The 23,960-nt window shown below is 71.9% G+C and carries 27 protein-coding genes; 9 read left to right on the forward strand and 18 right to left on the reverse strand.

Annotated features, from left to right (window positions below):
* Window positions 1-182 precede the first annotated feature (182 nt).
* Complete coding sequence (locus ACZ6ZQ_RS24160; protein ID WP_469770579.1) at window positions 183-1,745, reverse strand: alkaline phosphatase D family protein; 1,563 nt, start codon at window positions 1,743-1,745, stop codon at window positions 183-185.
* Window positions 1,746-1,947: 202 nt separating this feature from the next.
* The gene (locus ACZ6ZQ_RS24165) at window positions 1,948-2,778 is read right to left on the reverse strand and encodes an alpha/beta fold hydrolase (protein WP_469770580.1); all 831 of its coding nucleotides are present in this window, start codon (window positions 2,776-2,778) and stop codon (window positions 1,948-1,950) included.
* A gap of 187 nt (window positions 2,779-2,965) precedes the next feature.
* Here ACZ6ZQ_RS24165 and sigJ point away from each other — a divergent pair, with 187 nt between their 5' ends.
* Together sigJ and ACZ6ZQ_RS24175 are read left to right on the forward strand one after the other, a co-directional pair.
* On the forward strand, window positions 2,966-3,847 hold the full coding sequence (gene sigJ, locus ACZ6ZQ_RS24170) for an RNA polymerase sigma factor SigJ (RefSeq protein ID WP_469770581.1): 882 nt from the start codon (window positions 2,966-2,968) through the stop codon (window positions 3,845-3,847).
* Between the two features lie 241 nt (window positions 3,848-4,088).
* Window positions 4,089-4,853 carry a GntR family transcriptional regulator gene (locus ACZ6ZQ_RS24175; protein ID WP_469770582.1) on the forward strand — a complete coding sequence of 255 codons (765 nt, stop codon included), beginning with the start codon at window positions 4,089-4,091 and terminating at the stop codon, window positions 4,851-4,853.
* A 30-nt stretch (window positions 4,854-4,883) separates the two neighbouring features.
* On the opposite strand, the gene ACZ6ZQ_RS24180 is transcribed toward ACZ6ZQ_RS24175, so the two are convergent.
* The 3 genes from ACZ6ZQ_RS24180 to ACZ6ZQ_RS24190 form a co-directional block, all read right to left on the reverse strand.
* Window positions 4,884-6,041 carry an ROK family transcriptional regulator gene (locus ACZ6ZQ_RS24180; RefSeq protein WP_469770583.1) on the reverse strand — a complete coding sequence of 386 codons (1,158 nt, stop codon included), beginning with the start codon at window positions 6,039-6,041 and terminating at the stop codon, window positions 4,884-4,886.
* Window positions 6,042-6,130: 89 nt separating this feature from the next.
* Window positions 6,131-6,784, reverse strand: a complete 654-nt coding sequence (locus tag ACZ6ZQ_RS24185) for a response regulator (RefSeq protein WP_469770584.1) — start codon at window positions 6,782-6,784, stop codon at window positions 6,131-6,133.
* Window positions 6,785-6,817: 33 nt separating this feature from the next.
* Window positions 6,818-8,035 carry a sensor histidine kinase gene (locus ACZ6ZQ_RS24190; RefSeq protein WP_469770585.1) on the reverse strand — a complete coding sequence of 406 codons (1,218 nt, stop codon included), beginning with the start codon at window positions 8,033-8,035 and terminating at the stop codon, window positions 6,818-6,820.
* 108 nt (window positions 8,036-8,143) lie between these two features.
* Here ACZ6ZQ_RS24190 and ACZ6ZQ_RS24195 point away from each other — a divergent pair, with 108 nt between their 5' ends.
* Genes ACZ6ZQ_RS24195 through ACZ6ZQ_RS24205 form a run of 3 tightly spaced genes read left to right on the forward strand, consistent with a single transcriptional unit; the run spans window position 8,144 to window position 10,292 of the window.
* Window positions 8,144-9,073 (forward strand): ABC transporter ATP-binding protein, encoded by a 930-nt coding sequence (locus ACZ6ZQ_RS24195; RefSeq protein WP_469770586.1) that lies wholly within the window; start codon window positions 8,144-8,146, stop codon window positions 9,071-9,073.
* A gap of 3 nt (window positions 9,074-9,076) precedes the next feature.
* A complete protein-coding gene (locus ACZ6ZQ_RS24200) occupies window positions 9,077-9,814 on the forward strand; it encodes an ABC transporter permease (RefSeq protein WP_469770587.1) in 738 nt (245 codons plus the stop codon).
* Between the two features lie 40 nt (window positions 9,815-9,854).
* Entirely contained in the window at window positions 9,855-10,292 is a 438-nt protein-coding gene (locus ACZ6ZQ_RS24205) for a hypothetical protein (protein WP_469770588.1), read from the forward strand.
* A gap of 107 nt (window positions 10,293-10,399) precedes the next feature.
* Here the strand turns inward: ACZ6ZQ_RS24205 and ACZ6ZQ_RS24210 are convergent, their stop codons facing one another.
* The 4 genes from ACZ6ZQ_RS24210 to ACZ6ZQ_RS24225 form a co-directional block, all read right to left on the reverse strand.
* The gene (locus ACZ6ZQ_RS24210; RefSeq protein ID WP_469770589.1) at window positions 10,400-10,522 is read right to left on the reverse strand and encodes a hypothetical protein; all 123 of its coding nucleotides are present in this window, start codon (window positions 10,520-10,522) and stop codon (window positions 10,400-10,402) included.
* Window positions 10,523-10,543: 21 nt separating this feature from the next.
* Window positions 10,544-11,116 carry a G/U mismatch-specific DNA glycosylase gene (gene mug / locus ACZ6ZQ_RS24215; RefSeq protein ID WP_469770590.1) on the reverse strand — a complete coding sequence of 191 codons (573 nt, stop codon included), beginning with the start codon at window positions 11,114-11,116 and terminating at the stop codon, window positions 10,544-10,546.
* Between the two features lie 13 nt (window positions 11,117-11,129).
* Window positions 11,130-12,563, reverse strand: coding sequence for an adenylosuccinate lyase (gene purB, locus ACZ6ZQ_RS24220; RefSeq protein ID WP_469770591.1), 1,434 nt, complete (start codon window positions 12,561-12,563; stop codon window positions 11,130-11,132).
* A 164-nt stretch (window positions 12,564-12,727) separates the two neighbouring features.
* Window positions 12,728-13,531, reverse strand: a complete 804-nt coding sequence (locus tag ACZ6ZQ_RS24225; protein WP_469770592.1) for an SGNH/GDSL hydrolase family protein — start codon at window positions 13,529-13,531, stop codon at window positions 12,728-12,730.
* A gap of 100 nt (window positions 13,532-13,631) precedes the next feature.
* Here ACZ6ZQ_RS24225 and ACZ6ZQ_RS24230 point away from each other — a divergent pair, with 100 nt between their 5' ends.
* Window positions 13,632-13,913 carry a holin gene (locus tag ACZ6ZQ_RS24230; RefSeq protein ID WP_469770593.1) on the forward strand — a complete coding sequence of 94 codons (282 nt, stop codon included), beginning with the start codon at window positions 13,632-13,634 and terminating at the stop codon, window positions 13,911-13,913.
* Here the strand turns inward: ACZ6ZQ_RS24230 and ACZ6ZQ_RS24235 are convergent.
* The 4 genes from ACZ6ZQ_RS24235 to ACZ6ZQ_RS24250 form a co-directional block, all read right to left on the reverse strand.
* Window positions 13,901-14,923, reverse strand: coding sequence for a hemolysin family protein (locus ACZ6ZQ_RS24235; protein ID WP_469770594.1), 1,023 nt, complete (start codon window positions 14,921-14,923; stop codon window positions 13,901-13,903). The two genes, ACZ6ZQ_RS24230 and ACZ6ZQ_RS24235, sit on opposite strands and share 13 nt — an antisense overlap.
* Window positions 14,920-16,260, reverse strand: a complete 1,341-nt coding sequence (locus ACZ6ZQ_RS24240) for a hemolysin family protein (protein ID WP_469770595.1) — start codon at window positions 16,258-16,260, stop codon at window positions 14,920-14,922. Before ACZ6ZQ_RS24240 ends, ACZ6ZQ_RS24235 begins: the two co-directional genes overlap by 4 nt.
* Window positions 16,261-16,524: 264 nt before the next feature.
* On the reverse strand, window positions 16,525-16,950 hold the full coding sequence (locus ACZ6ZQ_RS24245; RefSeq protein ID WP_469770596.1) for a GNAT family N-acetyltransferase: 426 nt from the start codon (window positions 16,948-16,950) through the stop codon (window positions 16,525-16,527).
* A 68-nt stretch (window positions 16,951-17,018) separates the two neighbouring features.
* On the reverse strand, window positions 17,019-17,153 hold the full coding sequence (locus tag ACZ6ZQ_RS24250; RefSeq protein ID WP_469770597.1) for a hypothetical protein: 135 nt from the start codon (window positions 17,151-17,153) through the stop codon (window positions 17,019-17,021).
* Between the two features lie 78 nt (window positions 17,154-17,231).
* Between ACZ6ZQ_RS24250 and ACZ6ZQ_RS24255 the strand changes: the two genes are divergently transcribed.
* Window positions 17,232-17,516, forward strand: coding sequence for an antitoxin (locus tag ACZ6ZQ_RS24255; protein ID WP_469770598.1), 285 nt, complete (start codon window positions 17,232-17,234; stop codon window positions 17,514-17,516).
* Window positions 17,517-17,640: 124 nt separating this feature from the next.
* Window positions 17,641-18,012: a fic family toxin-antitoxin system, toxin component gene (locus ACZ6ZQ_RS24260; RefSeq protein WP_469770693.1), complete on the forward strand. Its 372-nt coding sequence runs from the start codon at window positions 17,641-17,643 to the stop codon at window positions 18,010-18,012.
* Here the strand turns inward: ACZ6ZQ_RS24260 and ACZ6ZQ_RS24265 are convergent.
* From ACZ6ZQ_RS24265 to bioB, 5 genes are all read right to left on the reverse strand, one after another.
* On the reverse strand, window positions 18,006-18,686 hold the full coding sequence (locus tag ACZ6ZQ_RS24265; RefSeq protein WP_469770599.1) for a class I SAM-dependent methyltransferase: 681 nt from the start codon (window positions 18,684-18,686) through the stop codon (window positions 18,006-18,008). The two genes, ACZ6ZQ_RS24260 and ACZ6ZQ_RS24265, sit on opposite strands and share 7 nt — an antisense overlap.
* 185 nt (window positions 18,687-18,871) lie before the next feature.
* A complete protein-coding gene (locus ACZ6ZQ_RS24270) occupies window positions 18,872-19,216 on the reverse strand; it encodes a VOC family protein (protein WP_469770600.1) in 345 nt (114 codons plus the stop codon).
* A 5-nt stretch (window positions 19,217-19,221) separates the two neighbouring features.
* Window positions 19,222-19,938: a dethiobiotin synthase gene (gene bioD / locus ACZ6ZQ_RS24275; protein WP_469770601.1), complete on the reverse strand. Its 717-nt coding sequence runs from the start codon at window positions 19,936-19,938 to the stop codon at window positions 19,222-19,224.
* A 252-nt stretch (window positions 19,939-20,190) separates the two neighbouring features.
* On the reverse strand, window positions 20,191-21,489 hold the full coding sequence (locus ACZ6ZQ_RS24280) for an adenosylmethionine--8-amino-7-oxononanoate transaminase (protein ID WP_469770602.1): 1,299 nt from the start codon (window positions 21,487-21,489) through the stop codon (window positions 20,191-20,193).
* Window positions 21,482-22,654: a biotin synthase BioB gene (gene bioB, locus ACZ6ZQ_RS24285; RefSeq protein WP_469770603.1), complete on the reverse strand. Its 1,173-nt coding sequence runs from the start codon at window positions 22,652-22,654 to the stop codon at window positions 21,482-21,484. The genes ACZ6ZQ_RS24280 and bioB overlap by 8 nt, the downstream gene beginning before the upstream one ends.
* Before the next feature lie 145 nt (window positions 22,655-22,799).
* Between bioB and ACZ6ZQ_RS24290 the strand changes: the two genes are divergently transcribed.
* Window positions 22,800-23,957, forward strand: a complete 1,158-nt coding sequence (locus tag ACZ6ZQ_RS24290) for an 8-amino-7-oxononanoate synthase (protein WP_469770604.1) — start codon at window positions 22,800-22,802, stop codon at window positions 23,955-23,957.
* Window positions 23,958-23,960: the final 3 nt, after the last annotated feature.

Consider the following 23,960-nt stretch of genomic DNA (forward strand, 5'->3'; position numbering starts at 1 on the left):
CTCACAAGAGCTGCCCGCGCACCCAGCCACGGGCCTGCCCGGGCGGTCATGCACAGACCTGCCCGGGCTGCCCCGGATGCGTCGTCAGGTGCCCGCGATCGCCCGCGGCGCGTCCGGATGACGGCGCGGCACATCGCGGGCGTCCGCGGTCGGCGCCGGCACCGGACCGGGCGGTCGGCGATTCATCCGCGGTCCTGCCCCACCCGCCCGGGCTGCAGCACCTTGCTGAAGAGAACCGCTCCGCCCTCGGCCCGCAGGCGGACCGTCAACTCGCCGCTGCCGCCGTCGATGTCGACCTCGCCGAAGTACTGCGGCGACTCCATCGGCGACACATTGGCCCGCTCCGGCGCCCGCACGTAGACGCGGTCGGGCCCGAACGTCCCGTCCAGCGTGTTCGCCGGGAACCCCCCTGCCGCCAGCGGGCCGGACACGAACTCCCAGAAGGGAGCGAAGTCCTTGAACGCGGCCCGCTCCGGGGCGTAGTGCTGTGCCGAGGTGTAGTGCACGTCCGCCGTCAGCCACAGCGTGCCCGTGATCCGACGGTGCTTGATGAACCGCAGCAGCTCCGCGATCTGCAGCTCGCGCCCGAGCGGTACACCCGGATCTCCCTGAGCGACCGCCTCGAAGTTCGCGGAACCGTCCGCCACGACGAGCCCCAGCGGCATGTCCGCCGCGAGCACCTTCCACACCGCACGCGACCGCGACAGCTCGCGCTTGAGCCAGGTCAGCTGCTCCGCACCGAGAATCCCGGTCGTGTCGTCCGCCTGCCGCCCGGGGGAGTTGGCGTTCCGGTAGGAGCGCATGTCGAGCACGAATACGTCGAGCAGCGGTCCGTACCGCACCACCCGGTGCATCCGCCCCTCACGCCCGCGAGCCGGCAGCGTGGAGACCGGGAAGTACTCACCGAACGCCTGCATCGCGCGGGCGGCCAGCACGTCCACGTTCTTCTCGGTGTAGCGCGCGTCGTCGAGGATCTGGCCGGGGTACCAGTTGTTGCGCACCTCGTGGTCGTCCCACTGCACCACCGTCGGCACCTGCGCGTTGAACCGGCGGACGTTCTCGTCCAGGAGGTTGTAGCGGAAGTTGCCGCGGTACTCGGCGAGCGTCTCCGCGACCTTCGACTTCTCCTCGGTCGTGATGTTGCGCCACACCCGCCCGTCGGGCAGCGTCACGCTCGGGGCGATCGGCCCGTCCGCGTACACCGTGTCCCCGCTGCACAGGAAGAAGTCCGGGTCGAGGCGCCGCATCTCCTCGTACGCCCGGAACCCGCCGATGTCGGGGTTGATGCCCCAGCCCTGCCCGGCGATGTCGCCCGACCACAGGAAGCGCACCCCGGACGACCGGCGCCGCGCGGGGGCCGTGCGGAACGTCCCGTACACCGGCTCGCCCGTGCGGCGCGGGTCGTCGGGGTCCGCGAGCGTCACGCGGTAGTGGATCTGCTCGCCCGGCGGCAGACCGCGCAGCGCAGTCGTCCCGGTGAAATCGGTTCCCGGGCCCAGGAGCGGGCCGTGCCAGGTGTGCGCCCGGCGGAACGACTCGGTCGCCGACGTCTCCACGATCATTCGGGCGGGCCGGTCGGACCGTACCCACACCAGCCCTGACGACGACGTGACGTCGCCCGTCTGAACGCCCCAGGCGGCGCCCGGCCTGCCGCGCAGAGCCTGGGCCGGGGCGGCGGCCCCGAGCGTGAGCGCCGCCGACGCGGCGAGCGAACCGCGTAGGACGGTACGGCGGTTGTACGACATCGGTACGCCTCCTGAGAGGGAGTGGGCGAGGGCTTGCCGTGCCCATGCCTAGCGCCCGGCGGAGGCGGACACACGAACCCCACGTGAACAACCGGCCGCGCCCGGACAGGGACTGGTTCTCCGTGTCCGCGGCTGGTCCAACTCCGAGGAGTCATGAACGGCTTCGGCCGCGGACGCAGCACGGACCCGTGGTCACAAGGACTCAGCGGCTGCCGTCGAGGATCACCCGCGCGACGAGCGCGGGGTCGTCGTTCATGGGTACATGGCCGCAGCCGGGAAGCCGCACCAGCCGGGCGCCGGGGATGGCGTGCTTGGCGCGGACGCCCTGGCGGCGCAGGAGCAGCCGGTCGCGGGTGCCCCACGCCACGGTGACCGGGAGACCCGGCACATCGTCCGTGAACAGCACGTCGCGACCCGCGTCAAGCGTCCGGCGGAAGCCGGTGGCGTCCCGCAGGGCGAGCGTCTCCGCCACGACCGCCTCGGGTGAACGGCGCCCGGGACGGGCATAGATGGTGCTGGTCAGCGCCGCGCGTCCGGCGGCCGTACGGGACAGCCGGTCGATCATCGGCGCGGGCATCATCCGGGCGCCCCGGCGCATCGCGAGCAGCGTCCCGAACGCGTAGCGGCGCTCGCTCTCCGTCCAGAATCCGGCGGGGGAGAGGGCGGTGACCGAGCGTACGAGCTTCTCGCGGCCCAGTTCGAGGGCGAGCAGCCCGCCGAGTGAGTTGCCCGCTACGTGAGGCCGGTCGATGCCGAGCGCCGCACAGAACGCGCCCAGCACCGGGACCACGGTCGAGAGGTCGTAGGAGACCCCGTCGGGCAGTGCGGGTGACATGCCGAAACCGGGCAGATCGACGGCGATGACCTCGCGCTCGGCGGCGAGGGCGGGAAGGACCGGTTCCCAGGCCTGCCAGTGGTGCCCGATGCCGTGGAGCAGCAGCAACGGTTCCCCGGTGCCGAGGCGTTCGTACACCACGGACAGCGTGCGGATTCCGCCGGCGGAATCGATCGTGAACGAGACCTTCGAGGTCATGCTGCCGCTCCCTGACCCTGTAGACACCTTGTCAGCAACAATTACCGCTCGGTAGCCCCCGATTCAAGGGGGGAACACCGATGAGCGCGGGACGCGCATCGACACGCGCCCGGTCCACCGGTGGGTGTGCCGAGCGACGCACAGGAACCGCCTGGACATCACCGCCCCTGTCGGCTGGGATGGTGACGTGGCAACCGATACCGCGACGGACGTCTTCGAAGCCCACCGCTCTGTGCTGACCGGGGTGGCCTACCGCATGCTCGGCCGGATCGCCGATGCCGAGGACGTGGTCCAGGAAACCTGGCTGCGCTGGTCCGCCGAGGACCGCGGCGACGTCCGCGAGCCCCGCGGCTACCTCGTACGCATCACCACCAGGCTCGCGATCGACCGGCTGAGGCACGTGCAGTCGCGCCGCGAGGCGTACGTGGGGCCCTGGCTGCCCGAACCCATCGCGACCGACTTCGACCACACCACGTCCGACACCGCCGAGCGCGCTGTGCTCATGGAGTCCGTGTCGCTCGCCGTCCTCGTCGTCCTCGAGTCGCTCTCTCCACTGGAGCGCGCGGTGTTCGTACTGCGGGAGGCCTTCGGATTCCCGTACGGCGACATCGCGACGACCCTGGACCGCAGCGAGGCGGCCGTGCGGCAGCTCGCCGGGCGGGCCCGCCGCCACGTCGAGGAGCGCAAGCCGCGATACGACGTCGATCCGGCCGAACGCCGCGACCTGACGGAGCGGTTCCTCGCCGCGGCCTCGGGCGGTGACCTCGACGCGCTCCTCGACCTGCTCGCCCCCGATGTCCGGCTGGTCAGCGACAGCGGAGGCAAGTCGAAGGCGCCGCTGCGGATCATCGAGACCGCGGACAAGGTGGGCCGCTTCCTGCACGCCGTGGCCAAGGAGCCCCTGCCCGCCTCCGAGTTCCGGCTCCTGGAGCTCAACGGAGCGCCCGGGCTACTGGTGCTCTCGGGCGGACACCCGGACACCGTCATTCAGGTCGAGGTCAGGGACGGCAGGATCCAGTGCATCTACCTCGTACGGAATCCCGACAAGCTCGGCGCCCTGGAGAGGTAGCTGCGGTTTCCGCGCCCGCACGTGGCCCCGCGTCCGGTCCGGACGCGGGGCCGCTGTTTTTCGCCAGAGCACGAACCTTCCGTGAACGCTCTGTGGCAGAGGGTGATTCCATGGCTCGGGGCAGGAGGATTGGTCTTGACCAAGCCTGAGCGCCGTCCTATGGTCACAGCGTTAGTGCAGGAACCTTTAATAAACAAGGGCACGGAAAGCCGCCGGGGCCACGGTGATTGCGGAGGACAGGGTGGGGACCACGCAACTGGAGACGGTGCCGGAGCCGAAGTACTGGCACCTCAAGACCGTGATCGGCGAGGCGCTCGACTCCGACTTCTCGGTCGGGGAGATCCTGCCCAACGAGCGCGAGCTGGCCGCCCGCTTCGGAGTCGCCCGGGCCACTCTCCGCCAGGCGCTCGAACAGCTGGAGCTGGAGGGCCGGTTGCAGCGCCGCCGCGGTGTCGGCACCACCGTCGCGCCGCCCCGCATGGGCGTCGACGTCTCCACCTCCCCGCAGGACTGGCCCGGTAGCCCCGGGGACGCCTGGCAGGCTCTCGACTGCACGACCGGCGTCCCGCCCGCCGCCGTGGGCCGCGTGCTGGACACCGACGGCGACGAGGAAGTCCACATCGTGCGCCGGATGCTGGTGACCCACGGCCAGCCGGTCGCCACCGAGCTGCTCTACATCCCGTCCGGCTCCGTGCCCGAGCTGTCCGCCATCGATGCCCCCGCCGGCGCGGCTCGCGCCCGCGGAGTCCTGCGTGAGCTGCAGCGTCCGGCTCTGGAGGGCCAGGACCGCGCTGTGGAGCTCGGCTCCGCGCGCGTCGACGACGCGAAGGAACTGGACCGCCTCCCGGGCGCCCCCGTCCTCGTCGTCACCACCCGGTACTTCGCGCAGGGCCGCACCGCCGTCGTCTCGGTGGCGACGTACCGCGCGGACACCTGCCGACTGACCTTCGGCGACTCCGGCGATCTGGAGATCCGCCACGACACCCAGCAGCGCCGCGCCTCCTGAGCGCCTGCTCCGCCGTACGGCCCGTCGCGTTCAGCGGCGGGCCGTCACCGTTCCCTCGACGGCGAACAGTTGCTCCTCGACATGGTCAAGCGCCAGCCGCAGCGCCCCGGTCGCCACCGCGGCCTCACCGAGCATCGACAGCGCCACCCGGGGCGGCCGCAGGCAGTAGCGGGACAGCTCGTCGCGCAGCGGATCGAGGACGCCGTCCAGCCCGGCCGCCCAGCCGCCGATGACCACCAGCTCCGGGTCGAGCGCCAGCACCAGTGCCGCCACGTCGTGCACCAGCCGCTGGATGAACCGGTCGACCGCGGCGCGCGCCCGCTCGTCACCCTGCCGGGCATGTGCGAACACCCCCGCGACCGCCTGCTCGTCCAGCGGATGCAGCGGCTCGTCCGTGGTCGACAGCAGCGTCTCCGGAGTGACCTCCCGGCCCAGCAGATGCAGTGCGCCGATCTCGCCCGCCGCCCCGCCGTAGCCCCGGTGCAGACGCCCGCCGATCAGCGAGCCCGCGCCGGGACTGAGCCCCGCCAGGACGAAGACGATGTCGTCCGAGTCCGTCGCCGTACCCTTCCAGTGCTCTGCGACCGCCGCCGCGTTCGCGTCGTTCTCCACGAGCACCGGACAGCGGAACGAGCGCCTCAGCCGCTCACCCAGGGCCAGCCCCGTCCAGCCCGGCAGCGCAGTGCCCAGGCGTACCGTGCCGTCGGCCTCGACGATGCCCGGCGTACCGACTCCGACGGCGCGCAGCGAGCTGCGGGCGACTCCGGCACGCCGCAGGACATCGGCGACGACGGTACGGACCCGCTCCAGCCGCTCGTCCGCGGGCGCCGCCTCGTCCACCTCACGGGATCCCGCGCCGATGATCCGGCCGTCGAGGCCCGACAGCAGCGCGGCGACCCGGTGCGGGCCGATCTCCACTCCCAGCAGATGCCCGGCCTCGGCACGGAACCGGAACCGGCGCGCCGGCCGCCCCTGCCGCCGGGTCTCGCCCTCCTCGGGGCCGGTCTCCACGACCAGCCCGGAGGCGATGAGCCCTTCCAGCACGCCCTCGACGGTCGGCCGGGACAATCCGGTGACCCGGGTCAGATCGGTGAGCGTGGGGGAATCGGCGCCCCGCAGCGCATGGAGTACCACCGCGGAATTGATCCGCCGCAGAAGCGACGGGTCCCCGCCGGTCAGCCGCCCCACGGTGTGTCCTTCCCGCTCGTCCACGTGTCGGGCGGATCGTACTCAATGGCGGCGGGGCGCGGCGAGCGCCGACCGGCCGGGCCCCGTGGTCAGGCGGGAGCCACGAAACCGGACTCGTACGCGGCGATCACCGCTTGTGTGCGGTCCCGGGCGCCCAACTTCGCCAGCACGGCGCTGACATGGGACTTCACCGTCTCCGTACCGACGATCAGCTCCGCGGCGATCTCCGCGTTGGACAGGCCCTTCGCCATCAGCCGCAGCACTGCCGACTCCCGCTCGGTGAGCGCCGCCCGCTCCACGGCGGTGGGCGTGGGGCGGGCGGCGGCCTGCCCCGCGACGAGCGAACGCAGCGCGGCCGGGAAGAGCAGCGACTCTCCCTCGGCCACGGTGCGCACCGCGTTCACGATCTCGGCGGGCCGGGACCGCTTCAGCAGGAACCCGTCGGCACCCGCCCGCAGTGCCTCGTACACGTACTCGTCGTTCTCGAACGTCGTCACCACGAGGATCTTCGGCGGCTCCGACACGGTCCGCAGCACCGCACGCGTGGCCTCGATCCCGTCCAGGAGCGGCATCCGCACGTCCATCGCCACGACGTCGGGCCGCAGCGACCGCACCAGCGGTACGACGGCCGCACCGTCCGCCGCCTCCCCGATCACCTCGATGTCGGCCTGCGCCTCGAGGACGGCACGCAGACCCGCGCGGACGAGGGGCTCATCGTCGACGAGCAGGACGGTGATCGGCATTCGGCCAGTCTAGGGCGGAGAGCCCGACCGTCGTCAGGACAGGGGCAGTTCGACGCGCACCTGCCACGCGCCGTCCCGCACCCGCGTCTCGGCGTGACCGCCGAGCAGCGCGGCTCGCTCGCGTATGCCGCGCAGTCCGCTGCCGGCGCCCGGGCCGAGAGGCGTTCCGTCGACCGGATTGCGTACCTCGAGGGCAAGCTGCCGGTCGGTGGTCGCGACGCGCACGGTCACCGGGACAGGACCGGCGTGGCGCAGCACGTTGGTGAGGGCCTCCTGCAGGATCCGGTAGCCCTCGCGCGTGACCGGACCCGGGAGCGCCTCGAGTGGGCCGGAGACTACGATGTCGACCTCGGCACCCGCAGCGCGTGCCGAGTCGAGGAGGCGGTCGGCCTCGGCGAGTGTGGGGCGCCGGTTCGTCGGCTGCCCGGGCTCACGCAGTACTCGCAGCACCCGCTCCAGATCCTCCAGGGCGGCCCGGCCGGTCTCCTCGATGGCCCCGAGCGCGCGGTCCGTGAACTCCGCGTCGCCCGCGGCCCGTGCCGCGCCGGCCTGGACGACGGCGACGGTCAGCGCATGGCCGATGGAGTCGTGGAGTTCGCGGGCGATGCGATTGCGCTCGAGGAGCTGTTCGGTGCGCTCCTCGAGGGCGGCCAGGCGCTCCGCAGGGGAGGGGCCCAGCAACCGGCGGGCCGCCATGGTCATCAGGGCGCCCGCACCTGCCGCGACATACCCGAGGACGAGCAGCGGCACCGGCACAAGGAAGGCGTACGCCCAGTGCGTACCCGACGGCATGACGAGCGCGTCGGCACCGGGGTCCTGGCCGAGTGCGGCGCCGGTCAACGCCAGGGTGGACGCGAACAGCTGGATCGACACGAAGGCCATGGCGCAGCCCGCTTCGAGGCGCAGCACCAGCCAGACCGCGGTACGGCTCCGGTCCCGCCACGTCGCCGAGGGACGCGCCACGATGCCCGGATCGTCGCCGCCGCCGCGCCGCTCATCCTCCGACACGCGCGCGTGCTGACCCGGGAGCAGCATGTGACGGGCCTGCAGACCCTCGGCCAGGCGCATGGCCGGAACCGTGGCCGCCGCCAGAAGCAGCGGGATCGGGACCAGCGGTATGACCCACCAGTTCACGGGTTCCATGCCCGGATAGACGAAAGCGCAGATGACGGCGACCACCGAACCCACGATCAGGTGGAGCCAGCGCGTATAGGTCACCGCGCGGGTCAGCGGTCGCAGGAATCGGGGCATGCCGCCATCCTGCCAGGGACCCCGCACCGGCCGGTTCCCCCGCACGGGGGAGACGATCTCCACCGCCGGGGGAGGCGCGGGGCCTCCACCCGCCGCGAGGGTGGAGGCGTGACAAGCATCGAAGTCGCAGCACTCACCAAGCAGTACGGCAGCGCCCGCGCGGTGGACCGCCTCACCGTCACGGTCGAGCCCGGCCGGGTCACCGGATTCCTCGGCCCGAACGGCGCCGGCAAGTCCACCACAATGCGTCTCGTCCTCGGCCTCGACCGGCCGACGGCCGGCACGGCGACGATCGGCGGCAAGGCGTACGCCGCACTCGACGAACCCCTGCGGCACGTGGGTGCGCTGCTCGACGCGCAGAACGCCCACGCCTCCCGCACCGGGCGCAACCATCTGCGCGCCCTCGCAGTCAGCAACAACCTGCCCGCGCAGCGCGTCGACGAGGTCCTCGAGGAGACCGGGCTCGCCCCGGCCGCGGGCCGCCGCATCAAGACGTACTCGCTCGGCATGCGCCAGCGCCTGGGCATCGCGGCAGCCCTGCTCGGCGACCCGCAGGTGATCATGCTCGACGAGCCGTCCAACGGGCTCGACCCGGAGGGCATCATCTGGATTCGCGAACTGCTGCGCCGGCTCGCCCGCGAGGGCCGCACGGTGCTCGTCTCCAGCCATCTCATGACCGAGACCGCCGCCTTCGCCGACCACCTGATCGTGCTCGGCCGCGGCCGGCTCCTGGCCGACACCCCGATGCAGGAGTTCCTGGACGCACACAGCCGCCCCCGTGTGCGCGTGCGCAGCACCGAGCAGAGCCGGCTGCACGCCACGCTCAGCAGGCAGGGGTACGCCGTCGAGTACGCGGACGACGGAAAGCTGAACGTCGACGGAGCCAAGGCTGCCGACATCGGTGCGCTCGCCGCACGCGAAGGCATCGCAATCCTCGAACTCGCCGACGAGCAGGCCTCCTTGGAGCAGGCCTACCTCGCCCTCACCGCGGACGACGCCGAGTTCGCCGCAGCCGCCGCCACCCACCAGGAGGCCTGAACCATGTCCATGCCCGCAGTCCTGCACTCCGAGTGGATCAAGATCCGTTCCGTACGCGCCAGTTACGGCTCCCTCATCGCCGTACTCGCCACGACCCTCGCCATCACGCTGCTCGTCTACCCCCTGGTCGGCCAGGCGGAGGCCGACAACCCCGGCGCGGACACGCTCTTCGGCGCCTTCTACGCCCTCAACTTCGCCCAGGTCGCGGCCATCAGCTTCGGCGCCACTGCCCTGTCCTCGGAGTTCGCCCACGGTGCCCTGCGCGTCTCCCTGTCCGCGGTGCCGCGCAGAGGCCTCTTCTACGCCGCGAAGACAGCTGTCGTAGCGGCCGCCTCCCTCCTCGTGGGGCTGGCCACCAGCTTCTGCACCTTCCTCGTGGGCCAGCTGTTCATGGGGGAGTTCGCCATCGGACTCGGCCACCCCGGAGCGCTGCGTGCCTGCGTCGGTGGGGGTGTCTACCTCGCGCTGATGGCGCTGTTCGCCGCGGGCCTGACGGCACTGCTGCGCAGTGCGGTCGCCGTCCTGAGCCTGCTCATCCCGTTCATCCTCATCGTCTCCTTCGTCATCGGGGACGTCGTGGGCGGCGTCGCGGACTTCCTGCCGGACCGTGCTGGGCAGTTGGTGCTGCACCAGCACCCGGACGGCGCCATCGGTCCGTGGACCGGTCTCGCGGTGACGGCGGCGTGGGCTGCTGCCGCGTTGCTGGCCGGATGGTGGGCCCTGCGCCGACGGGACGCCTGATGCCCCGCCACATGTCAGTGCGAGAGGGTTTACTGAATCCATGACCATCGCACGGCATCTGGCGACCATCGATCAGCTGCGCTCCCGGCCCTTCCCCGCGGAGTACGGCCGGTCGGACGTGGGCGGCAGCGGTCCCGGCTACCACATGGCCGAGCTGAGCACGAGCGAGGACTTCTGGGAGGAGCCTGAGCGCCGTGAGGTCGTGGAGGAGCAGTACGACGCGGAGCGCGAGGCGCTGGCGTTACTGCTGAGCGAGCGTTGGGGCCGGCCGCAGGTGTTCAGTCTGAACTCGGTGTTCGTCAGGTCCTCGGAGGACGGCGAGGAGATACCGGAGCCCTGGAGTTCGCTCTCCAACTCCGTGCCCGATGTCCATCTGTGGCAGGCGGACGGCCAGTGGGTGGTGCTCGGTGTCTCACAGTGGGACACCGAGCTGCCGTTCCAGCTGGTGGCGGTGATCACTGAGATAGACCCGCCGTAGGAAACGCGCTGTGGGTTCGCCTTGGTCGTGGGGCTGCTCGCGGGAGCCCATGTCGTACTGGGCCTGCTTCCGTCCGCCGTGCCGGCCCGTCGGCACGCACTGGGGCGCTACGAGTAGCTCAGCTGCTCCCGCCGGTCGACGCCACGCCCTTCCGGCGTGAGATCGAGCATGTTCCAGAGCGGCTCGAGCGTGCCCACGTGACGCGGGTCCTGGCCCGTCCCGGTGGACACCACCCAGGGCGCACCCGCAGCCTATGGCGCGCCCGCGCCCCGGTCCGCGCCGCCGGCCGCCGCCGCCCTCAGCCGGCCGAACTCCTCAGCCATCGACTGTGCCGTCCAGTGGGCATTGAGCCCGCTCGGGTTGGGCAGGGCCCAGATCCGGGTCCCGCCGATCGTCCGCTCCTGTGGGCCGATGCGCGCCGAGCGGTCGCCGAACGCCGTGCGGTACGCCGTGACCCCGGCGACAGCGAGCCAGCGCGGCCGTAGCCTCTCCACCTTCTCGGTGAGGATCCGGCCGCCCTCGTGGAACTCCTCGTCGCTGAGCTCCTCGGCCCGGGCGGTCGCACGGGCCGCGACATTGGTGATGCCGAGCCCGTACGTCAGAAGTTCGTCCTGCTCGGACGGCCTCAACTGGCGCGGGGTGAAGCCCGACAGGTGCAGCACCGGCCAGAAGCGGTTTCCGGGCCGGGCGAAGTGGTGGCCCGCCACCGCCGACATCAGACCGGGGTTGATGCCGCAGAACAGGACGGACAGACCGTCCGCGATCACATCGGGGACGAGGCGATCGCGGGCGGCCTCCAGCTCGGCGGGGGTGAAGCGGGCCATCCGATCACCCCGGTCAGAGGATGGACCCCGGCGTGTACGCGGCGGCCTCCGGGTGCTGCTTGGCGATCTCCTCGATCCGGGACACCACCGAGGCGACCTGCTCGCCCGCCGCGCCGGTGAAGGACAGCTTGTCCGCCATCAGCCCGTCGAGCTGGGCGCGGTCCAGCGGAATGCGGTCATCGGCGGCGAGCTTGTCCAGCAGTTCGTTGCGCTCGGCGCCCTGCTCCCGCATCGCCAGCGCGGAGGCGACCGCGTTCTCCTTGATGGCCTCGTGGGCGACCTCGCGGCCCACACCGGCGCGCACCGCACCCATCAGGACCTTGGTGGTGGCGAGGAAGGGCAGGTAGCGGTCGAGTTCGCGGGCGACGACCGCGGGGAACGCGCCGAACTCGTCCAGCACCGTCAGGAACGTCTCCAGCAGACCGTCGAACGCGAAGAACGCGTCCGGGAGCGCGACCCGGCGCACGACCGAGCAGGAGACGTCGCCCTCGTTCCACTGGTCGCCCGCCAGCTCACCGGTCATCGAGGCATAGCCGCGCAGAATCACCATGAGGCCGTTGACGCGCTCGCAGGAGCGGGTGTTCATCTTGTGCGGCATCGCGGACGAGCCGACCTGGCCGGGCTTGAAGCCCTCGGTGACCAGCTCGTGACCGGCCATCAGCCGGATCGTCTTCGCCAGCGAGGACGGTGCGGCGGCGAGCTGCACCAGCGCCGTGACGACGTCGTAGTCCAGCGAGCGCGGGTACACCTGACCGACGGACGTGAAGGCATGCGCGAAGCCCAGGTGGCCCGCGATGCGCTGCTCCAGCTCGGCGAGCTTGGCGGCGTCCCCGCCGAGCAGGTCGAGCATGTCCTGGGCGGTGCCGACCGGGCCCTTGATGCCGCGCAGCGGGTAGCGGCCGAGCAGCTCCTCCAGCCGGGCGTACGCGACCAGCAGCTCGTCCGCGGCCGTCGCGAACCGCTTGCCGAGCGTCGTGGCCTGCGCCGCGACATTGTGTGAGCGGCCGGCCATCACCAGCTCCGCGTACTCCCCGGACAGCTTCCCGAGACGGGCCAGCACGGCGACCGTGCGGTCCCGCATCAGCTCCAGCGAGAGACGGATCTGCAACTGCTCGACGTTCTCGGTGAGGTCGCGGGACGTCATGCCCTTGTGCACGTGCTCATGACCGGCGAGGGCGTTGAACTCCTCGATACGCGCCTTCACATCGTGCCGGGTGACCTTCTCGCGCTCCGCGATCGAGGTCAGGTCGACCTGGTCGAGGACGCGCTCGTAGTCGGCGAGGGCGGCGTCGGGCACCTCGATCCCGAGGTCCTTCTGGGCACGCAGCACGGCCAGCCAGAGCTGACGCTCCAGCTTCACCTTCTGCTCGGGAGACCACAGGACGGCGAGCTCCGCGGAGGCGTAGCGGCCGGCCAGGACGTTGGGGATGCGAGGCTTTGCAGTCACGTGTACGGATTCTACTGGCGGTTTACGCAGGCCAGCGCCCCGCCCCGATTTGTGGCTTGCTACGAGACCTGCGCGGCGTACGAGACCCTCCGCGTCGGAGGCGTAGGGCGTCGCGAACCCGGCAAGATCCACCGGACATGTCCTACGAGAGCCCTGATGGAGCCCTAAGAGGGCGCGCCGTCGAGCGGAGTCCCGGCCGTGGGCTCGTACGGCAGCAGTTCGGGCCGTTTTGCCGGCCTGCCGTCTCCCGACGAGCGCCCGGTGAGCCGCCGCCCGATCCACGGCACCAGATGCTGCCGGGCGAACCGCACATCGGCCGTCCGCCGTTCCGCCCAGCCCTGGCGCACCGCCGGCGGCAGCGGCGCCCGCCAGTCCTCCTCGGCGGCGAGGCCGAGTGTCTGCCACACGGCCTCGGCGACCCTGCGATGCCCCTCGGCGGTCAGGTGCAGCCGGTCCACGTCCCACAGCCGCTGGTCCCCGAGCACCTCTGCGCCGTACAGGTCCACCACCAGCGCGCCGTGGCGCGCCGCCAGGGTGTCGATGTGGTCGAAGAGCTCCTCCATGCGGGGACGGAACCGCTCCATGACCGGACCCTGGCGCCCGGGGCTGCGCATCAGCACCAGTTGTCCGCATGCCGGAGCCAGCCGTTCCACGGCCTCCTCCAGCAGCCCCCGTACCCGGCCCATGTCGCACTTGGGGCGGAGGGTGTCGTTGAGCCCGCCGACGAGCGTCACCACGTCCGCCTCCATCGCCGCGGCGCGGTCCACCTGCTCCTCGACGATCTGCCCGATGAGCTTGCCGCGCACGGCGAGATTGGCGTACCGGAAACCGGGCGTGCGGCCCGCGAGCCTCGCGGCGAGGACATCGGCCCAGCCCCGGTACGAGCCGTCGGGCTGCAGGTCGGACATGCCCTCGGTGAACGAGTCGCCGACCGCGACGAGGCTGGTGTAGGTGGCATTCGTTGTCATGACCGTGCGATCATACCGGTCGGTATGCACGCCGGACCGTCCGGGTGGTCAGGGGGGTGCGGCCCTCGTCGTCGCCGCCGTTTCTGGGTATGTCCAGTACATGACGAACCTATGGAGCGGCGCCTTCTGGGCCGCAACCGCAGAGCGTGCCATCCGTACCTTCGCGCAGTCGCTCGCCGCGGTCCTGGTGGCCGGGGCGACCAGCCTCTTCGACGTCGACTGGCCCGCGGCCCTCGCGACGGCGGGCCTTGCCGCCCTCCTCGCCGTCCTCACGGCGCTGGGCGCCTCGGGGCTGGGCCGGCGGGGTCCCGGCATCACCGAGACCACCGACCGGCCGGCCACGGCGGCGCCGCCGCCGGCGCCGTCTCCTCAGCTGCCCTGACCGGGCGGCCCGACCAGCTCCCGCAGTACGTCCTCCATCGTCACCAGGCCGGCCAGCCCGCCGTCCTCGTCCAGCACCGCCGCGAGATGGGTGCGGCTGCGCCGCATCGCCGTGAGCACGTCGTCGAGCAGGGTCACGGCGCGCACCCGGGCGATGGGCCGCATCGCCGAGACCGGGAACGGCATATCGCGCGGAATGTCGTCCAGGGCATCCTTCACATGCAGGTAGCCGAGGATCTGCCGGTTGCTGTCGACGACGGGGAAACGGGAGAAGCCGGACTCCGCCGCCAGCCGCTCCAGCTCCTCGGGCGTGGTGCCGACCTGGGCATACACCACCCGCTCCACCGGCATCACCACATCGGCGACCGGCCGGCGCCCCAGCTCCAGGGCGTCGCGCAGCCGCTCGGCCGCCCGGTCGTCCAGCAGACCGGCGTCTCCGGAGTCCCGGACCATCCGGGCCAGTTCGTCGTCCGAGAAGGTCGCCGCCACCTCGCCCCTGATCTTCACCCGCAGCAGCTTCAGCAGCGCGTTCGCGAAGGCGTTGATCGCGAAGATCACCGGGCGCAGTGCCCGGGCCAGCGCCACCAGCGGCGGACCCAGCAGCAGCGCGGCCCGCGTCGGTTCGGCCAGCGCGATGTTCTTCGGCACCATCTCGCCGAGCAGCATGTGCAGATACGTGGCCACGGAGAGCGCGATCACGAACGAGATCGGGTGGACCAGGCCGTGCGGCACGCCGACGGCGTCGAAGACGGGCGTCAGCAGATGAGCGATGGCCGGTTCCGCGACCACACCCAGTACCAGCGTGCACAGCGTGATGCCGAGCTGCGCCGCGGCGAGCAGCGCCGAGACGTGTTCCAGACCCCAGATGACGCTGCGCGCCCGCCGGTTCCCGGCCTCCGCCTCCGGCTCGATCTGGCTGCGCCGTACGGAGATCAGGGCGAACTCCGCGCCGACGAAGAAGGCATTGACGACGAGTGTCAGCAAGCCGATGAAGAGCTGGATCGCGGTCATCGCGCCGTCCTCTCCTCGTCGGGGCCGTCCGACGACAGCGGCGCGTGCATCAGCACCCGCGCCGCGCGCCGCCCGGAGGCGTCCACGACGTCGAGCCGCCAGCCGGAGAGCTCGATGCTGTCTCCGACGGCCGGAATCCGGCCGAGTGCGGTGGCCAGCAGCCCGGCGAGGGTCTCGTACGGTCCCTCCGGCACCCGCAGCCCGATGGCTTCCAGCTGGTCGGTACGGGCGGCCCCGTCGGCCGACCAGAGGGCGCGGCCGTCCGCGTCTTCGCCGGCCCTCGCGAGGTCCGGCGTCTCATGCGGATCGTGCTCGTCGCGGACCTCGCCGACGACCTCCTCGACGATGTCCTCCAGCGTCACGACCCCGGCCGTGCCGCCGTACTCGTCGATCACCACGGCCATCGTCCGCTTTCCGGACAGCCGGTCCAGCAGCCGGTCCACCGTCAGGGTCTCCGGTACGAGCAGCGGCTCGCGCAGCAGCTCGGCCACCGGGTGGCGCGGCCGACGCTCGGCCGGAACGGCCAGCACGTCCTTGATGTGAGCGATTCCTACGACGGTGTCGAGGCTGCCCTGGTACACGGGGAAGCGCGACAGACCGGTGGCTCGCGTGGCGTTGGCGACGTCCTCGGCGGTCGCCTGCACCTCGAGGGCCGTGACCTGGACGCGCGGCGTCATCACGTTCTCCGCGGTCAGCTCGGCCAGACTCAGGGTGCGGACGAACAGCTCGGCGGTGTCCGCCTCCAGCGAGCCCTGTTTGGCGGAGTGCCGGGCCAGGGCGACGAGCTCCTGCGGGCTGCGCGCCGAGGCCAGCTCCTCGGTCGGCTCCAGGCCGAGCCGGAGCAGGATGCGGTTGGCCGTGTTGTTCAGATGGCCGATCAGCGGGCGGAACGCCGCCGAGAAGACCCGCTGCGGGGGCGCGACCACCTTGGCGACGGCTAGCGGCGACGAGATCGCCCAGTTCTTGGGGACGAGCTCGCCGACGACCATCAGCGCGATCGTCGACAGACCCGTACCGATCACGAGGGCCAGGGACGAGGCGGCCGACGGTGAGAAGCCGAGCGCCTCGACCGGCCCGCTGATCAGCTTGGCGATGGACGGCTCGGCGAGCATGCCGACGACCAGATTGGTGACCGTGATGCCGAGCTGGGCGCCGGAGAGCTGGAAGGTGAGTTCCCGGACCGCCGTCAGCGCGCTCGCCGCGCCGCGCTCGCCCCGTTCCACCGCTCGTTCGAGGTCGGAGCGCTCGACCGTCGTGAGCGAGAACTCCGCCGCGACGAAGCCCCCGCAGGCGAGGCAGAGCAACACCGCAACGACGAGAAGCAGCACCTCGGTCATCGGTTCACCTCCGTCCCATGGTCGGCCAGGGACAGGAGGACCGCGCGATATCTGCAACTGGGAGGCTCGCCCATGGGCGGACGCTCACACCTTTCGTTCACTGCTGAAGCTGTCGAGGGGAGCACCCATGGTAAAGGACGGGCAAAGTCGTGGCCCAATCGCTCCGATCATCCCGGCTGTCCCGGCTGTCCCGGATCGCGCCAGATGGTGCCGGCCGTCCCGTGCACGGATACCCGGCTGCTCACCCGCGTGTGCGGGGGGACCTCACTCGGCGAGTGGCTTCACCCAACGGCTCCACTGAGGCTCGGGGGCGTAGCCGACCGCCCGCCATGCGTGGTGCGCCGACGCGTTCCGGTCCAGCACCATCGCGTCCCCGCGCCGCCCGCCCAGGTGTACGAAACGCTCCTCGGCCGCCGAGAGGAGCGCCCTGCCGACGCCGCGCCGCCGGTGGTCCGGGTGGACCGCGAGCCGGTACAGATGGCAGCGCCAGCCGTCGAACCCCGCGATCACCGTGCCCACCAGCTCGCCGTCGCGCTCCGCGAGGATCAGCGCCTGCGGATCGCGGACGACGAGCCGCTCGACGCCCTCCGGGTCGTCGCTGATGCTGGTGCCCTCCGCGGCCACCTTCCAGAAGGTGAGCACGGTGCCGAGGTCGGCCGGCGACGCGGCCCGTATCCGAAGATCAGTCATGGCCGCCATCCGACCACTGCGGGAGCGCGGCAGTCGACCGGATTCCACGATGCGGTTCGTTCCCGTGCTCAGCGATACGGGTCCGTGCTCAGGACCCGCGGCAGCAACTCCGAAGCCGCGGCCCGGCGGTCGTCGGTGATCGTCGGGGCTTGTACGAGCAGGTTGAGCTCGGTGGACACGACTGCCTCCCGGGTCGTGGGCATCGACGGCTCCCGTTCCCCTGAGCGTGCGGGCTCCCCCGGGCCTTGTCGGTGCTAGCGTCGCCGCGCTAGCTTGAGGGTGTGGCGAAGACTCAGCTGAACGTGCGCGTGGACGAGACCACCGCCGAGGCCGCGCGCCGGCGGGCACACCAGCGTGGTCTGAGCGTGAACCGCTACATCGAGGAGCTCGTCAAGCAGGACGCGGGCGAGGTGGGCCGCACCTTCGTCGAGGCCGCCGCCGACTTCATGAAGCAGTACGAGTCGGTGTTCGCGGAGGAGTTCGGGGCGGCGGGCGGCACGACCGGCGCCGAACGCGCGGACGAGCAAGGCAGGCAGGCAGAACGAGGGGGCCAGGGCAAGCGTTGACTGCGCGCAGGTTCATCTGCCGGGGCGCCCGTGCCTCGCGGAACCCCTGTGCGACCGCCTACCCTTGAGACAGCCGACACCCATGGACAACGACGAATCCGCTGATACACCGTCACATGGCAACATCAACCTGTCGATCGACCTTGCCTGGCTTCTCATGGTCGCCGAGCACAAGACGCCCGGCGATCCGCAGGTCACCGACTGGGGCGCACTGATCGCCGCCGTCAGCCGGCACGAAGCGGAGATATTCGGCACCCCGGTCTACGACGATCCGCACAGCCGCGCCGCCTCCCTGCTGCAGCTCCTTCTGCACGTCCCCGCACTCGAGCACTCCAACGCGATGTTCGCCTCGGCGGTCGCGTACGGCTATCTCGCCGCGTGCGGGCTGAAGGTCGTCACGTCGCCCGAACGCGTCCGCGACCTCGCCCGGCTGGTGAAACAAGGCACGGCCGATGTCCGGGACATCGCCGGTGAACTGCGGCGATGGAGTCAGTGACGGTCCACGTGCGGCCGGCGCGCGACACCGAGCACACAGAAGGACGTGGGGAGTTGGGGGCCCTTCTCCGGAACCCGCAGCCGCCGGTACTCACCCAGCTGGAACCCGGCCGCCTCGATCGCGGCGAGTGGATCGCGGGCCGTGTGACAACCTCCGAAGAGCCGTGGCCACACCGTACGGTCCAGGCCCCGCTGGACCCTGGCCATCGCTCCGCCCGGCGCCACCCCGTGCTCGAAGAACCGCAGCTCACCGCCGGGGCGCAGGACTCGTCTGATCTCTGAGAGAGCGCGTGGCAGATCCCGGACGCTGCACAGCACCAGGGACGCGACCGCCGCGTCGAACGCCTCGCTCTTCACCGGAAGCGCCTCCGCGGCGCCCGGCACCACATCGACGGGCACGTCCGCGTGCCTGGCCGCCGTCACCGCCAATTGCCGCAGCGTGCGTTCCGGTTCCAGGGCGACCACCTCGGACACGGCGCCGGGGTAGTGCGTGAAGTTCAGCCCGTTGCCCGCGCCGATCTCGATGACCCGGCCGGACAGACCTGACAGCAGCTCGTCGCGGTGTGCGGCGATCCCGCCGCGCAGGTCGGCGGACACACTGAACCGGGCGTAGAAACGCGCGAAGACGGGATGGTGCACGGCGTCCCGGGGAACTCTGGAGCTGCGCAGCGGCATGGGGCCTCCTCCGACGTCCGGTGTACCGGTACGGATGGACGGATACGGTGATTGTCCCCCCGGACGGCCCGGGTCAGTCAGCACCTGCAGCCGGCCGTGTCACCAGGCCCCGTCACTGCGCCCCGTCACTGTGCCCCGCCACCATGTCACTCGGCTCCGTCACCATGTCACTGGGCCCCACCATGTCACTCGGCCACGAAACAGAACTCGTTGCCCTCGGGGTCCCGCATGACCTGGAACCGGCCCTGCGCGTCGGTGACCACGTCCCCGACCGGAGCCCCACCGAGCCCTACCGCCTCGTCGGCCGCGGTCTCGATGTCGGCCACTTCCAGATCCAGGTGGAGCCGGTTCTTGACGGTCCTGCCCTCCGGCACGCGCTGGAAGGCGACGCGTACGAAACCGGGCGGATCGACGTACGCCCAGCCCGCGTTCCGCACCACCGGCTCGCCGCCGAGCAGCGCGGACCAGAACCGGGCGAGAGCCGCGGGCTCCGCGCAGTCGAAGACGATCTCCTGCACTCGTGCTCGCATGGTGATCAGCGTACGGTCGCGCCGAAGGCGGCCGCGTCCCACACACCGCCGAGCGCGGGCGCCAGCCAGTTCGGCGCCGCCGCGCGGAACGCCGACGGCGACAGCGAGCCCGAGCCCTCGGGTACGACGCCGAGCAGTTCCGTGCCCGCCGACTCCGGCAGATCCGCCAGATTGCAGCGCGCCGCGAGATCAGGCACGGCGGGCCAGCTGCCCACCACGACCCCCAGCGGCTCCAGCGAGCGTGCGCGAAGGGCCTCGGTGGTGAGCGCGGTCGCGTTCAGCGTGCCGAGCCCGGCGGGGGCCACGACCAGCACGGGGGCGCGCAGCAGCCGGGCTGCCTCGGCGAGCGTGCCGCCCTGTTCGTCGAACCGGACGAGCAGACCGCCGGCGCCCTCGACGAGCACGAGATCGTGCTCCGTGGCGAGCTTCTCGGCGGCCTCGGCGACTTGTCGCGGGCCCACGGGGGTCATGCCCGCCCGTCGCGCCGACGTCGCCGGTGCCAACGGTTCGGGGAACCGGGCGAGTTCGATGCCGGTCACCCCGGAGCCCGCGAGCCGGGCGGCTTCCTCGGCATCACCGGCCTCACCGGTCGCGAGCCCGGTCTGCGCGGGCTTCAGCACCGCCACCGTCCGGCCCTGCGCCGCGGCGACGGCGGCGAGGGCCGCGGTGACCACGGTCTTGCCGATCTCGGTCCCGGTTCCGCTGACGACGATGACGCCCATGCGCTGCTGCTCCTTGCGGTTGAGTTCGTGATGTCCTGCGCCCGGGGGGAATCGGGGGGCGCTGCCCCCGAACGCCCGCGCCTCGAACTCCCCCTGCGCCCCGGGGCATGGGGGACCCCCAGCGGGGCTCGTTCCGAGCCCGTCCGGCGTTCGAGGACGGACACCCCGGCTCACCGGACGGTGCCGGCCGGATTCGGAGCCGCGCCGCCGCAGGCGGTACCGGGGTCGGGGGCGCCGCCCCCCGTCAGCCCGTCACCCCGCCGCGGCGGCCGCGCAGACCGCTCGCGTGATGCGGGCGAGGTCCTCGTCGCCGGTCACGTACGGCGGCATCGTATAGATCAGATCGCGGAACGGCCGGAGCCACACGCCTTCGCGAACGGCCGCCTCCGTCGCCGCGGCCATGTCCACGGGGTGGTCGAGCTGGACGACGCCGATTCCGCCGAGGACGCGGACGTCGCGCACCCCGGTCCGGGACGCCGCCTCGGCGAGCCCCTCGCGCAGGCCCGCCTCCAGACGCTTGACCTCCCGGCCCCAGTCCTGGCCGAGCAGCAGGTCGATCGACGCGCACGCGACCGCCGCCGCCAGCGGGTTTCCCATGAACGTGGGCCCGTGGGCCAGAACGGGAACCTCGCCCTGCGAGATCCCGTCCGCCACCCTGCCCGTGCACAGCGTCGCCGCCATCGTCAGATAGCCGCCGGTCAACGCCTTGCCGAGGCACATGACATCGGGCGAGACGCCCGCGTGCCCGGCGGCGAACAGCGTGCCGGTGCGCCCGAACCCGGTCGCGATCTCGTCGAAGATCAGCAGTACGCCGTGCTCGTCGCAGGCTTTCCGCAGCACCCGCAGGTACCCGGGGGAGTGGAACCGCATCCCCCCGGCGCCCTGCACGACCGGCTCCACGATCACCGCGGCCAGCTCGTGCGCGTGCCGCCCGATCTGCTCCCGCAGGTGATCCGCGTACGTCTCCTCGTACGAGTCGTACCCGGACGGCGGAGCGTCCGCGAAGACCTGCCGGGGCAGCACGCCCGACCACAGTTCGTGCATCCCGCCGTCCGGGTCGCACACGGCCATCGGCTGCCAGGTGTCACCGTGGTACCCACCGCGCCAGGTCAGCAGCCGACGCTTCGCGGGCTGTCCCACCGAGCGCCAGTACTGCAGACACATCTTCACGGCGACCTCGACGGAGACCGAGCCCGAGTCGCAGAGGAAGACATGCCGGAGCGGCTCCGGGGTGATGTCCACCAGCCGGGTGGCGAGCCGGACGGCGGGCTCATGGGTGAGCCCGCCGAACATCACATGGCTCATGCGGTCCAGCTGGCCGCGCGCGGCCTCGTTCAGCACCGGGTGGTTGTAGCCGTGGATCGCCGACCACCAGGAGGACATGCCGTCGACCAACTCGCCGCGGCCGTGCGCCGGTTCGGCGAGCCGGAGCCGTACTCCCGACGCGGACTCCACGACCAGCGGGTCCGTACGGCCCGGCATCGGGCCGTACGGGTGCCAGACATGGGCCCGGTCGAGGGCCACGAGCTCGCGCGCGTCGGAGCTACGCATTGGGCGCGAGGTCCGTCCCGGCGCCGCGGCGGCGCACCGCCACCAGATCCGTGCGGGCCACCGCCACTTCCGCGGGAGCCTCCGTGGTCTCCTGCGGCGTGTCGCCGCAGGGCGCGCAGCCACCGCCACCGTGCGAGCCGCAGCCGCCCGCCACCGCGTTCGCCCGGTGCTCCGGAAGCGTCGTGGTGTCCGTGCCCTCCACCTCGAAGCCCGCGTCCGCGATCATCTCGAGGTCCGCCTTGCCGGCCTGGCCCTCACTGGTCAGATAGTCGCCCAGGAAGATCGAGTTGGCGAGGTGCAGCGCCAGCGGCTGGAGCGTGCGCAGATGGACCTCGCGGCCGCCCGCGAGCCGTACCTCCACGTCCGGGCAGACGAACCGCACCATGGCGAGGATCCGCAGCGCCCGCTGCGGCGTCAGGTTCCACTCCTTGGCGAGCGGCGTGCCCTCGAACGGGATCAGGAAGTTCACCGGCACCGAGTCCGGGTCCAGCTCGCGCAGCGCGAACACCACATCGACCAGGTCCTCGTCGCTCTCGCCCATACCCGCGATCAGGCCCGAGCAGGCCGAAAGACCGGCGGCGTGCGCCTTCTGGACGGTGTCCACGCGGTCCGCGTACGTGTGCGTGGTCGTGATGTCCCCGTACGTCTCCTCGGACGTGTTGAGGTTGTGGTTGTAGGCGTCTGCGCCCGCGGCGCGCAGCCGCTCCGCCTGGCCGTCGGAGAGCAGCCCGAGGCAGGCGCACACCTCGACGCCCTCGTTCTGCTCCTTGATCGCCTCGATGGTCTGCGAGACCCGGTCGACGTCCCGGTCCGTCGGGCCCCGGCCGCTCGCGACCAGGCAGACCCGCTTCGCGCCACCCGCGACCCCGGCGGCCGCAGCCTGCGACGCCTCGTCCGGCTTCAGCCAGGTGTACTTGAGGATCTCCGCCTTGGAGCCGAGTCGCTGGGAGCAGTACGAACAGTCTTCCGGGCACAGACCGGACTTCAGGTTGACGAGATAGTTCAGTTTCACCCGCCGTCCGAACCACTGACGGCGTACCTTTCCGGCCGCGGCTACCACTTCGAGCAGATCGTCGTCGGAGGTCGCCAGCACGGCGAGCGCTTCTTCGCGGGTCGGCAGCTCACGCCGCAGGCCCTTGTCCACCAGCGTGTTCAGGAGGTCCATGGCGCAGATCCTCGCCTACCGGACACTCCCCGGCCAAGGAGGAACTCGACAACAGACGCCGAATGAGGTGTGTGTATGGCCACACTCTGACCTCGCCTGTCCAGGGATAGGGTCTGTGCGCTGCCTACAAAAGGACCGGAGCCTCATGTCCCAGGCCTTGCCCCAGGATCCCTTCCACTGGACCGACGGCGCGGCGCGGCGCCGCGCGGACGCCGGGCTCGTACGTACGCTCCGCCCGCGATCCGCCGACACCGCCCTGCTCGATCTCGCGAGCAACGACTACCTCGGTCTCACCCGCAGGCCCGAGATCACCGCGGCGGCGGCCGAGGCGGCCCGGCGCTGGGGCGCGGGCGCCACCGGCTCCCGGCTGGTCACCGGCAGTACCGAACTCCACGCCGAACTGGAGCGGGAGCTTGCCGAGTTCTGCGGGTTCGAGGCCGCGCTCGTGTTCTCCTCCGGGTACGCGGCCAATCTCGCCGCGCTGACGGCGCTGAGCGACCACGGGTCCCTGATCGTCTCGGACGCGGGCAACCACGCCTCGATCGTCGACGGCTGCCGGCTCTCGCGGGCCGAGACCGCTGTGGTGCCGCACGCCGACCCGGACGCCGTGCGCAAGACGCTCGACGCGCACCCGGGAAGGCGCGCCCTGGTCGTCTCCGACTCGGTCTTCTCCGTGGACGGCGACGCCGCCCCGTTGACCGGGTTCGCGGACGTGTGCCGGGCGCACGGCGCGGCACTGGTCGTCGATGACGCGCACGGCCTCGGAGTCCTCGGTGACGGTGGCCGGGGTGCCCTGGACGCGGCGGGACTCGCGGGCGCCACGGGCGTCGTGGCCACCCTCACCCTGTCCAAGTCCCTCGGCAGCCAGGGCGGTGCCGTCCTGGGCCCGGCGCGGGTCATCGACCATCTGGTGAACGCCGCCCGCACCTTCATCTTCGACACCGGCCTCGCTCCGGCCGCGGCGGGCGCGGCCCTGGCGAGCCTGCGGCTGCTGCGCCGTGAACCCGCCCTCGCGGACCGGGCCCGTGCCGTCGCCACGACGCTGCACGACCGGCTGACGGGCGCCGGACTGACCGCCGCGCGGCCGGACGCGGCCGTGGTCTCCGTACAGGCGCCGTCGCCGGAGTCGGCCGTGCGCTGGGCGGCGGACTGCAGGGCCCAGGGACTGGCCGTCGGCTGCTTCCGGCCGCCGTCCGTGCCGGACGGCATCTCCCGGATCAGGCTCACCGCGCGGGCCGATCTCACGCCTCAGCAGGTCGAGTCGGCGGTCGCCACCATCCTGGGGACCGCGCCCGCCGTCTGAGCC

Source organism: Streptomyces sp. NPDC053673 (assembly GCF_055585225.1).

Bases quoted from the DNA above. Each gene is read 5' to 3' on its own strand.
- ACZ6ZQ_RS24160 (WP_469770579.1), bottom strand. From the start codon at position 1,745: ATGTCGTACAACCGCCGTACCGTCCTACGCGGTTCGCTCGCCGCGTCG.
- ACZ6ZQ_RS24165 (WP_469770580.1), bottom strand. From the start codon at position 2,778: ATGACCTCGAAGGTCTCGTTCACGATCGATTCCGCCGGCGGAATCCGC.
- ACZ6ZQ_RS24185 (WP_469770584.1), bottom strand. From the start codon at position 6,784: ATGCCGATCACCGTCCTGCTCGTCGACGATGAGCCCCTCGTCCGCGCG.
- ACZ6ZQ_RS24190 (WP_469770585.1), bottom strand. From the start codon at position 8,035: ATGCCCCGATTCCTGCGACCGCTGACCCGCGCGGTGACCTATACGCGC.
- ACZ6ZQ_RS24200 (WP_469770587.1), top strand. From the start codon at position 9,077: ATGTCCATGCCCGCAGTCCTGCACTCCGAGTGGATCAAGATCCGTTCC.
- ACZ6ZQ_RS24205 (WP_469770588.1), top strand. From the start codon at position 9,855: ATGACCATCGCACGGCATCTGGCGACCATCGATCAGCTGCGCTCCCGG.
- mug (WP_469770590.1), bottom strand. From the start codon at position 11,116: ATGGCCCGCTTCACCCCCGCCGAGCTGGAGGCCGCCCGCGATCGCCTC.
- ACZ6ZQ_RS24225 (WP_469770592.1), bottom strand. From the start codon at position 13,531: ATGACAACGAATGCCACCTACACCAGCCTCGTCGCGGTCGGCGACTCG.
- ACZ6ZQ_RS24230 (WP_469770593.1), top strand. From the start codon at position 13,632: ATGACGAACCTATGGAGCGGCGCCTTCTGGGCCGCAACCGCAGAGCGT.
- ACZ6ZQ_RS24235 (WP_469770594.1), bottom strand. From the start codon at position 14,923: ATGACCGCGATCCAGCTCTTCATCGGCTTGCTGACACTCGTCGTCAAT.
- ACZ6ZQ_RS24240 (WP_469770595.1), bottom strand. From the start codon at position 16,260: ATGACCGAGGTGCTGCTTCTCGTCGTTGCGGTGTTGCTCTGCCTCGCC.
- ACZ6ZQ_RS24245 (WP_469770596.1), bottom strand. From the start codon at position 16,950: ATGACTGATCTTCGGATACGGGCCGCGTCGCCGGCCGACCTCGGCACC.
- ACZ6ZQ_RS24250 (WP_469770597.1), bottom strand. From the start codon at position 17,153: ATGCCCACGACCCGGGAGGCAGTCGTGTCCACCGAGCTCAACCTGCTC.
- ACZ6ZQ_RS24265 (WP_469770599.1), bottom strand. From the start codon at position 18,686: ATGCCGCTGCGCAGCTCCAGAGTTCCCCGGGACGCCGTGCACCATCCC.
- ACZ6ZQ_RS24270 (WP_469770600.1), bottom strand. From the start codon at position 19,216: ATGCGAGCACGAGTGCAGGAGATCGTCTTCGACTGCGCGGAGCCCGCG.
- bioD (WP_469770601.1), bottom strand. From the start codon at position 19,938: ATGGGCGTCATCGTCGTCAGCGGAACCGGGACCGAGATCGGCAAGACC.
- ACZ6ZQ_RS24280 (WP_469770602.1), bottom strand. From the start codon at position 21,489: ATGCGTAGCTCCGACGCGCGCGAGCTCGTGGCCCTCGACCGGGCCCAT.
- bioB (WP_469770603.1), bottom strand. From the start codon at position 22,654: ATGGACCTCCTGAACACGCTGGTGGACAAGGGCCTGCGGCGTGAGCTG.
- ACZ6ZQ_RS24290 (WP_469770604.1), top strand. From the start codon at position 22,800: ATGTCCCAGGCCTTGCCCCAGGATCCCTTCCACTGGACCGACGGCGCG.